12 protein-coding genes and 1 pseudogene are annotated in these 8,900 nt (G+C 60.6%); 3 read left to right on the top strand and 10 right to left on the bottom strand.

Annotation, left to right across the window (positions count from 1 at the left end):
* The 10 genes from B2V21_RS07855 to B2V21_RS07810 all read right to left on the bottom strand — a co-directional run.
* Nucleotides 1-148: HPr family phosphocarrier protein (locus B2V21_RS07855; protein WP_286916519.1), on the bottom strand; the 148-nt coding region annotated here is incomplete at its 3' end.
* 16 nt (nt 149-164) lie between these two features.
* Nucleotides 165-1,022 (bottom strand): RNase adapter RapZ, encoded by an 858-nt coding sequence (rapZ, locus tag B2V21_RS07850; RefSeq protein WP_056845020.1) that lies wholly within the window; start codon nt 1,020-1,022, stop codon nt 165-167.
* A 2-nt stretch (nt 1,023-1,024) separates the two neighbouring features.
* Nucleotides 1,025-1,489, bottom strand: coding sequence for a PTS IIA-like nitrogen regulatory protein PtsN (gene ptsN / locus B2V21_RS07845; protein WP_049860578.1), 465 nt, complete (start codon nt 1,487-1,489; stop codon nt 1,025-1,027).
* A 12-nt stretch (nt 1,490-1,501) separates the two neighbouring features.
* Nucleotides 1,502-1,810: a ribosome hibernation-promoting factor, HPF/YfiA family gene (gene hpf / locus B2V21_RS07840; protein WP_049860579.1), complete on the bottom strand. Its 309-nt coding sequence runs from the start codon at nt 1,808-1,810 to the stop codon at nt 1,502-1,504.
* 78 nt (nt 1,811-1,888) lie between these two features.
* A complete protein-coding gene (locus B2V21_RS07835) occupies nt 1,889-3,382 on the bottom strand; it encodes an RNA polymerase factor sigma-54 (protein WP_049860580.1) in 1,494 nt (497 codons plus the stop codon).
* A gap of 163 nt (nt 3,383-3,545) precedes the next feature.
* On the bottom strand, nt 3,546-4,271 hold the full coding sequence (gene lptB, locus B2V21_RS07830; protein ID WP_049860581.1) for an LPS export ABC transporter ATP-binding protein: 726 nt from the start codon (nt 4,269-4,271) through the stop codon (nt 3,546-3,548).
* Nucleotides 4,271-4,816: a lipopolysaccharide transport periplasmic protein LptA gene (gene lptA / locus B2V21_RS07825; RefSeq protein WP_049860582.1), complete on the bottom strand. Its 546-nt coding sequence runs from the start codon at nt 4,814-4,816 to the stop codon at nt 4,271-4,273. Before lptA ends, lptB begins: the two co-directional genes overlap by 1 nt.
* Nucleotides 4,803-5,375, bottom strand: coding sequence for an LPS export ABC transporter periplasmic protein LptC (gene lptC, locus B2V21_RS07820; protein WP_049860583.1), 573 nt, complete (start codon nt 5,373-5,375; stop codon nt 4,803-4,805). Before lptC ends, lptA begins: the two co-directional genes overlap by 14 nt.
* A gap of 8 nt (nt 5,376-5,383) precedes the next feature.
* Entirely contained in the window at nt 5,384-5,920 is a 537-nt protein-coding gene (locus B2V21_RS07815) for a KdsC family phosphatase (protein WP_286916518.1), read from the bottom strand.
* Between the two features lie 17 nt (nt 5,921-5,937).
* Nucleotides 5,938-6,912, bottom strand: coding sequence for a KpsF/GutQ family sugar-phosphate isomerase (locus tag B2V21_RS07810; protein ID WP_282346703.1), 975 nt, complete (start codon nt 6,910-6,912; stop codon nt 5,938-5,940).
* A 234-nt stretch (nt 6,913-7,146) separates the two neighbouring features.
* Between B2V21_RS07810 and B2V21_RS07805 the strand changes: the two genes are divergently transcribed.
* The 3 genes and pseudogenes from B2V21_RS07805 to B2V21_RS07795 form a co-directional block, all read left to right on the top strand.
* Entirely contained in the window at nt 7,147-7,956 is an 810-nt protein-coding gene (locus tag B2V21_RS07805; protein WP_049860586.1) for an ATP-binding cassette domain-containing protein, read from the top strand.
* The gene (gene mlaE, locus B2V21_RS07800) at nt 7,956-8,753 is read left to right on the top strand and encodes a lipid asymmetry maintenance ABC transporter permease subunit MlaE (RefSeq protein WP_049860587.1); all 798 of its coding nucleotides are present in this window, start codon (nt 7,956-7,958) and stop codon (nt 8,751-8,753) included. Before B2V21_RS07805 ends, mlaE begins: the two co-directional genes overlap by 1 nt.
* Nucleotides 8,753-8,900 (top strand): annotated as a pseudogene (locus B2V21_RS07795) (outer membrane lipid asymmetry maintenance protein MlaD); the annotation flags it as partial. The gene mlaE and the pseudogene B2V21_RS07795, both read left to right, overlap by 1 nt.

Raw genomic sequence — 8,900 nt, 5'->3', positions numbered from 1 at the left:
CCATGATGCTCTTGCCATCGACCAGTGACTCTGGCGTGCGACCGACGCGCACCTGACAGGGATAGCGTCCCGCCACACCGACGAATTTTGCCGCGGCGCGGGCGTGCAGGCCGAGCTTGTTGATGATTTCTACTTGGAAGGCGGGCATTGCGCGGAGGATCCTTTCAGCTGAGGTCGCGATGGCGAACCTGGACGTTCTTGAGCGACTGCTGCAGCAATCGGCCCAGGCGCTCGGTCAAGTATACCGAGCGATGATGCCCGCCTGTACAGCCAATGGCGATCGTCACGTAAGCGCGGCTGCTGGCAGCGAAGCGGGGCAGCCATTTGAGCAGGTAAGAAGAGATGTCCTGATACATCTCTTCGACGTCCGGCTGCGCTGCCAGGTATTCGGCGACCGGCGCATCGAGCCCGGACTGATCGCGCAATTCCGGCTTCCAGTACGGGTTGGGCAGGCAGCGCACGTCGAACACCAGGTCGGCGTCTATCGGCATGCCACGCTTGAAGCCGAACGATTCCACCAGAAACGCGGTGCCCGGCTCCGGCTTGTTCAGCAGCCGCACCTTGATGGCGTCGCGCAACTGGTAGAGGTTGAGGCTGGTGGTGTTGATCTTGAGATCGGCCAAGTCGACGATAGGCCCGAGCAAATCGCTTTCCACCCGGATGGCTTCGGCCAGCGAGCGGTTGCTGTTGCTCAGAGGGTGTCGACGTCGGGTCTCGGAGAAGCGCTTGAGCAGCGTTTCTTCGTCGGCGTCCAGGTACAGGACATCGCATTGGATGTGCTTGGCGCGCATTTCAGCCAGTAACTGCGGAAAGCGTGACAGATGGCTGGGCAGGTTACGCGCATCGATCGATACCGCCACTTGGGGCTGCGCCAGTTCGGTGTGGATCAACGCACGCTCGGCCAGTTCGGGCAGCAGCCCAGCCGGCAAGTTATCGATGCAATAGAAACCGTTGTCTTCGAGAACATCCAGGGCAGTGCTCTTGCCTGAGCCTGAGCGGCCACTGACGATGATCAAACGCATGGTTAACGACCGTTCTGTTCGTCCAGTACCACTTGGTACAAGGCTTGATTGCTGGGCGCCGAACGCAGTCTTTCGCGCACTTCCTTGCGATCGAGCATGCTGGCGATCTGGCGGAGCAATTCCAGGTGCGCATCGGTAGCCGCTTCGGGCACCAGAAGCACGAATAGCAGGTCGACGGGGGCGCCATCGATTGCGTCGTAGTCGATCGGCGCGCTCAGGTGAACGAGGGCACTGACCGGCGTATCGCAGCCTTTGAGCCGGCAATGGGGTATGGCGATGCCGTTACCGAATCCGGTGGAGCCCAGTTTTTCACGGGCAATTAGCGCTTCGAACACGGTCTGGGTGTCGAGCGATGGCACTTCACGACCGATCAGGTTGGCGATCTCTTCGAGTGCTTTCTTCTTGCTGCCGCCCGGCACGTTCACACGTGAACGGCCGGGGGTCAGGATGGTTTCTAATCGGATCATGGGTGGGGAGTGTCAGCGAGCAGTCGCGCCTTGCAACAGACTCTGCTGTTTTTCCTTATGCTTTTTGAGTTGGCGATCCAGCTTGTCGGTAAGCAGATCGATGGCCGCGTACATGTCGTCATGTTCGGCGTTGGCAACCACCTCGCCACCGGGTATGCGCAGGGTGGCTTCGATTTTCTGTTTGAGCTTCTCGACCTCCATGATCACCTGCACGTTGGTGATCTTGTCGAAGTGGCGTTCGAGACGCTCGAGTTTTTCCCCGATGTAGGTTCGCAGGGGTTCGGTCACATCCAGTTGGTGTCCACTGATGTTGACTTGCATACCGCTTCTCCTTATTGCCATTGCATAAAGAAGCAGGCTTGGGTGCCTGCCACTGGAACGCTGTGGCACATCGCAGGGCTACATCAACCGCTTGCGTTCGCTGGACGGCGCAATCCCTAGGGACTCGCGATACTTGGCGACCGTTCGGCGGGCTACCTGGATGCCTTGTGCCTCCAGTAAACCAGCGATCTTGCTGTCACTCAACGGCTTTTTCTGATTTTCGGCGGCGACCAGTTTCTTGATGATCGCGCGGATCGCGGTGGAGGAGCATTCGCCCCCCTCGGAGGTGCTGACATGGCTGGAGAAAAAGTATTTCAGCTCGTATATGCCACGCGGCGTGTGCATGTATTTCTGCGTGGTCACGCGAGAAATGGTCGACTCGTGCATGCCCACCGCCTCGGCGATGTCGTGCAGCACCAGGGGCTTCATGGCTTCGTCGCCGTAATCGAGGAAGCCACGCTGATGCTCGACGATCTGGGTGGCAACCTTCATCAGGGTTTCATTGCGGCTTTGCAGGCTCTTGATGAACCAGCGCGCTTCCTGGAGCTGGTTGCGCATGAAGGTGTTGTCGGCGCTGGTGTCGGCGCGCCGCACGAAGCCGGCGTACTGCGGATTGACCCGCAGCCGCGGGACCGACTCTTGATTGAGCTCGACCAGCCAGCGGTCGTTGTCCTTGCGCACGATGACGTCGGGCACGACGTATTCGGGTTCGCTGGATTCGATCTGCGAGCCAGGCCGCGGGTTCAGGCTCTGCACCAGTTCGATGACCTGGCGCAGTTCGTCTTCCTTGAGCTTCATGCGACGCATCAACTGGCTGTAGTCACGCGAGCCCAGCATGTCGATGAAATCGCTCACCAGACGCTGTGCTTCGGCCAGCCAGCGGGTCTTTGCCGGTAGCTGGCGCAGTTGCAGCGTCAGGCATTCGCTCAGGTCGCGGGCGGCGATGCCGGCCGGTTCGAACTGCTGGATGCGATGCAGAACCGCTTCAATCTCATCCAGTTCGATGTCCAGCTCGGGGTCGAACGAATCGCAGATTTCCTGCAGCGTCTCGTCCAGATAACCCTGATTGTTGATGCAGTCGATGATGGTCACGGCGATCAGCCGATCGGTATCGGACATGGGCGCCAGATTCAGCTGCCACAGCAGGTGCGTCTGTAGGCTCTCGCCGACCGACGTGCGCGTGGTGAAGTCCCACTCGTCGTCATCGTTGCTCGGCAGGCTGCTGGCACTGGTCTGGTAGATGTCTTCCCAGGCCGTGTCCACGGGCAATTCGTTGGGGATGCGCTCGTTCCAGTCGCCTTCCTCGAGGTTGTCCACCGTCGGCGCAGACTCCTGGAAGCTCGGTTCCTGGATCTCCTGGGTCGGCTTTTGCTCGATGTTGTCGGCCAGCGGGTCGCTGTTGTCGAAGTCGTCGCCTTCTTCCTGGCGTTCGAGCATGGGATTGGATTCCAGCGCTTCCTGGATTTCCTGCTGGAGGTCCAGGGTCGATAGCTGGAGAAGGCGGATGGCCTGTTGCAACTGCGGTGTCATCGTCAGTTGCTGGCCCATACGTAGGACGAGCGATGGTTTCATGGCAGGAACTTAACACCTTGGTCGCCGGCGCGAAGCGCCTTCTACTACGGGTACCGAGGTACCCGGCTTATGTCGTAAGCAAATTATATGCCTGAAACCTGAGTGTTTGCCTAGGGCGCCATGAAAATTAATGCCCGCAGGAGGGCGATGGCGCCCTTGGGCTTTACAAGCGAAACTCGTGGCCCAGGTAGACTTCGCGGACCAGATCGTTGGCCAGGATGGTCTGGGCATCGCCTTCGGCGATCAACTGGCCATCATTGACGATATAGGCCGTTTCACAGATATCCAGGGTCTCGCGGACGTTGTGGTCGGTGATCAATACGCCGATGCCCTTGGTCTTGAGGTGGTGGATGATCTGCTTGATGTCGCCCACCGAGATCGGGTCGACACCGGCAAAGGGTTCGTCCAGCAGGATGAACTTGGGCGCGGTGGCCAGTGCCCGCGCGATCTCCACGCGGCGGCGTTCACCACCCGAGAGGCTCATGCCCAGGTTGTCGCGAATGTGCGTGATGTGGAACTCCTGCAGCAGGCCTTCGAGCTCGGCCAGACGGGCCGCGGCGTCGAGTTCCTTGCGGGTTTCCAGGATGGCCATGATGTTGTCGGCCACCGACAGCTTGCGGAAGATCGAGGCTTCCTGCGGCAGGTAGCCGATACCCGAACGGGCGCGGCCGTGCATCGGCTGGTGGCTGACATCCAGGTCGTCGATGAGGACGCGACCCTGGTCGGCCTGCACCAGGCCGACGATCATGTAGAAACAAGTGGTCTTGCCGGCACCGTTGGGGCCCAGCAGGCCGACGATCTGTCCGCTTTCGATGGACAGGCTCACGTCGCGTACGACTTGTCGGCTCTTGTAGCTCTTGGCCAGGTGCTGCGCTTTCAGGACTGCCATTACTGGGCCTTCTGCGGTGCGTCGGATTTCTTCTTGGGCTGGATCACCATGTCGATCCGCGGACGAGGCGTGGTGACCTTGCTGCCCGTGGCACGGCCGGCGTTGACCACCTGGCGCACCGTGTCATAGACGATCTTCTCGCCTTCGGAGGTGTTGCCGTCGTTGATGACCTTGGCCTTGTCGATCAGCACGATGCGGTTCTGCGCCGCGAAGTACTGGATGGTCACGCCGTAGGCCTGCACGATGGGCTTGTCCACTGCAGGTTTCTGCTCGTAATAGGCCAGGTTGCCGACGGCAGTGAACACGTCCACGTCGCCGGTGGCGTTGCGAGTGATGGTCACGGTGTTGCCGGTGATCTTCATCGACCCCTGGGTAATGATCACATTGCCCTTGTAGGTCGCCACACCCTGTTTGTCGTCGAGCTGGGCATCGTCGGACTGGATATGAATGGGCTGATCGCGGTCAGTGGGCAGTGCCCAGGCGCTCGCGCTTCCCAGTGCTGCGCTCAGGCTGAGCAAAAAGGGGAGGGTTTTAACGAGCCTCATACTGTCCTCTTACGTTGGACAGCAAGTTGATCTTGCTGTCATTCAGATACGCTTTCATGCCCTTGGCCGTCGACACGCCACCGGCGCCGTCAATTCTAACGTCTTGGTCGGTCTGCGCATATTGCTTCTGTGGGAAAACGGTCATGCGCGAGCTGGTGATCAGCGTGGCGCGGCTTTTCTGGTCGGTGCGCGCGATGCGAACCGAATCGATCAGCTCGACCTGGCTGCCATCGGGATTGACCTCGCCACGGTCGCTGGTCACGTGCCATGGATAGACAGTGCCGCGGTACAGCTGCATGTCGGGCTTGGTCAGCAAGGTCACCTGCGAGGTCTTGACGTGCTCGACCTTGTCGGCGGTCATGTCGTACTGCACGCCACCGTCGGGCAGGTACTGGCGAGCCTTCGCGTTAATAGCGTAGTAATCGATCTGGCTTTCGTCGACGGCCGCGGCTGGCTGGTCGAGGAAGCGCTCCGGACTGATGTCCCAGTAGCCGATGGCGGCGAACAGCAGCCCCAGCACACCCAGGATCACGATATTGCGGATTTTCTTGTTCAGCATGTCAGGCCCTACAGGTAGGCGGCGCGGGCCGCTTCGAGATTGCCTTGAGCAGCCAGGATCAGCTCGCAGAACTCGCGCGCTGCGCCCATGCCACCACTGGCCTGGGTCACACCGTCGGCATGCTGGCGCACGAACGCATTGGCATTGGCCACTGCCATGCCCAGCCCCACCCGGCGAATCACCGGCAAGTCGGGCAGGTCGTCACCCAGATAGGCCACTTGCTCATAGCTCAGACCCAGTTCGGCGAGCAGACCATCGAGTACCACAAGTTTGTCTTCGCGGCCCTGGAACAGGTGGGCGATGCCCAGGTTGCGGGCGCGCCGCTCCACCACCGGGCTGCTGCGGCCGGTGATGATCGCAGTGGTCACGCCGCTGTTGATGAGCATCTTGATCCCTTGGCCATCCAGCGTGCTGAAGCTCTTGAACTCGCTGCCGTCGGCTAGGAAATACAGGCGGCCATCGGTCAGTACGCCGTCGACGTCGAATACGGCCAGCTTGATGGCCTTGCCACGTTGCAGAAGCTCGCTGCTGCCAGTATCGGTCATTGCGTCATTTCCGGTCATTACATGACTCCCGCGCGCAGCAGGTCGCCCAGGTTGAAGGCGCCTACCGGACAGTCCTGGTCATCGACCACGACCAGTGAGTTGATCTTGTTGTCTTCCATGATCTTCAGCGCCTCGGCGGCCAGCATGTCGGCGCGTGCGGTCTTGCCGTGGGAAGTCATGACGTCTTCGATTCGAGTGTTGTGGACATCGATGGTGCGATCCAATGCGCGCCGCAGGTCGCCATCGGTGAAGATCCCGGCCAGGCGACCGTCGGCCTCCAGGACGGCGGTCATGCCCAGACCCTTGCGGGTCATTTCCATCAGCGCATCGCGCAGCAGCGTACCGCGTGCTACCTGTGGCAGCGCAGTGCCGGTATGCATGACGTGTTCGACCTTGAGCAGCAGGCGACGACCCAGGGCGCCGCCGGGATGGGAAAAAGCAAAGTCATCGGCGGTGAAGCCTCGCGCCTCGAGCAGGGCGATGGCCAGGGCATCGCCCAGCACCAGGGTCGCCGTGGTGGAGGAGGTCGGTGCCAGGTTCAACGGGCAGGCTTCCTGGGCGACACGGGCGTCGAGGTTGACCTCGGCGGCCTGGGCCAGGGGCGAGTCGGGGTTGCCGGTCATGCTGATCATGGGAATGCCCATGCGCTTGATCAAAGGCAGCAATGTGACGATTTCTGCGGTCGAACCGGAGTTGGACAGGGCCAGGATGACGTCCTGGCGGGTGATCATGCCCATGTCGCCGTGGCTGGCCTCGGCAGGATGCACGAAAAACGCCGGGGTGCCGGTGCTGGCCAGGGTCGCGGCGATCTTGTTGCCGATGTGCCCGGATTTGCCCATGCCCAGCACGATCACGCGACCGTCGCTTTCGAGGATCAGTTCGCAGGCGCGCACGAAATCGGCATCGATATGGGCAAGCAGGCCCTCTACCGCTTCGATCTCGAGACGGATGGTGCGGTGCGCGGATTGGATCAGGTCGCTGGTCTGGCTCATGGCGAAAATCGGTAGGCCCGGTGAAAAGGCGGCGATTATAGCGGGAATGGGCGAGCGACTCACCTGCCTATTTTGCGGCCTGTACAAATCAACGACACGGCACGCCAATGGATCGATCTTGGGCGGCACCTGTCTGCAATGCTATAGTTCGCCGCTTGTTCGGCCTGTCCGCGCCAAGTGTCTTCGGTCAGAAGATGAGCGTCCGAGGGTAAGGTTGCACTGCAAGGAGTTTAAATGAGTGCCGATAGCGCCTACGCGGTCGAGCTGAAAGGGGTTTCTTTCAAGCGCGGTGCGCGGAGCATTTTCAACGATGTCGATATCCGCATTCCTCGCGGCAAGGTCACCGGTATCATGGGGCCTTCAGGTAGCGGCAAGACGACGCTCCTGCGTCTGATGGGCGCCCAGCTGCGACCCACCGGCGGCGAGGTCTGGGTCAATGGCCAGAACCTGCCCAAGCTATCGCGCAGCGACCTGTTCGATGCGCGCAAGCACATGGGCGTGCTGTTCCAGAGCGGAGCGCTGTTCACCGACCTGGACGTGTTCGAGAACGTGGCCTTCCCGCTGCGGGTGCATACCGACCTGCCCGAAGACATGATCCGCGACATCGTTCTGATGAAGCTGCAGGCCGTCGGGCTGCGTGGCGCCATCGAACTGATGCCCGACGAATTGTCCGGTGGCATGAAGCGTCGTGTCGCATTGGCCCGTGCCATTGCCATGGATCCGCAGATACTGATGTACGACGAACCGTTCGTCGGCCAGGATCCGATCGCCATGGGCGTGTTGGTCCGGCTGATCCGTCTGCTCAACGATGCCCTGGGCATCACCAGTATCGTGGTCTCCCACGACCTAGCGGAAACCGCGAGCATTGCCGACTACATCTATGTGGTTGGCGATGGTCAGGTGCTGGGTCATGGTACGCCCGAGGCATTGATGGCGTCGGACAATCCGCGCGTCCGTCAATTCATGAAGGGCGATCCCGACGGCCCCGTGCCTTTTCATTTTTCCGCGCCCGATTACCGCGCCGATCTGCTGGGGAAGCGTTGATGCGCAAGAAATCAATCATGGAGCGAGTGCGCCTGTTCGGTCGATCGGCCATCGACATGGTCGGCATCCTGGGGCGTTCCGGGCTGTTCCTGGGGCACGCGTTGGTGGGCCGCGGCGGTATCGGTGGCGGTTTTCAACTGCTGATGAAGCAGCTGTATTCCGTGGGTGTGATGTCGCTGCTGATCATTGTCGTGTCCGGTGTGTTCATCGGTATGGTACTGGCGTTGCAGGGCTTCAGCATCCTGGCCAAGTACGGCTCCGAGCAGGCGGTCGGACAAATGGTCGCGCTCACGCTGTTGCGTGAACTCGGGCCGGTTGTGACCGCTCTATTGTTCGCCGGTCGCGCAGGGTCGGCACTGACCGCCGAGATCGGCAACATGAAGTCGACCGAGCAGTTGTCGAGCCTGGAAATGATCGGCGTCGACCCGCTCAAGTACATCGTTGCGCCAAGGCTGTGGGCCGGTTTCATTTCCCTGCCGCTGCTGGCCATGATCTTCAGCGTCGTCGGTATCTGGGGTGGATCCTGGGTGGCCGTCGATTGGCTGGGGGTTTACGAGGGATCGTTCTGGGCCAACATGCAGAACAGCGTCAATTTCACCGATGACGTGCTCAACGGTGTGATCAAGAGCCTGGTATTCGCTTTCGTCGTCACCTGGATCGCCGTATTCCAGGGGTATGACTGTGAACCCACGTCCGAGGGCATCAGCCGCGCCACCACCAAGACCGTGGTCTATGCGTCGCTGGCCGTCCTGGGCCTGGACTTTATTCTGACCGCCCTGATGTTTGGAGATTTCTGATGCAAAACCGATCAATGGAAGTCGGAGTCGGCCTGTTCCTTCTGGCCGGTATCCTGGCTTTGCTGCTGTTGGCCTTGCGTGTCAGTGGTCTGTCCACCAGCGCGAACACCGAGAGCTACAAACTTTATGCCTATTTCGACAATATCG

The organism is Pseudomonas sp. UBA6276 (genome assembly GCF_002438365.1).
GTDB classification, from domain to species: Bacteria; Pseudomonadota; Gammaproteobacteria; order Pseudomonadales; family Pseudomonadaceae; genus Aquipseudomonas; species Aquipseudomonas coleopterorum.
Note: the sequence above shows the minus strand (reverse complement) of the source record. Positions and strands in the feature narration are given on the sequence as shown.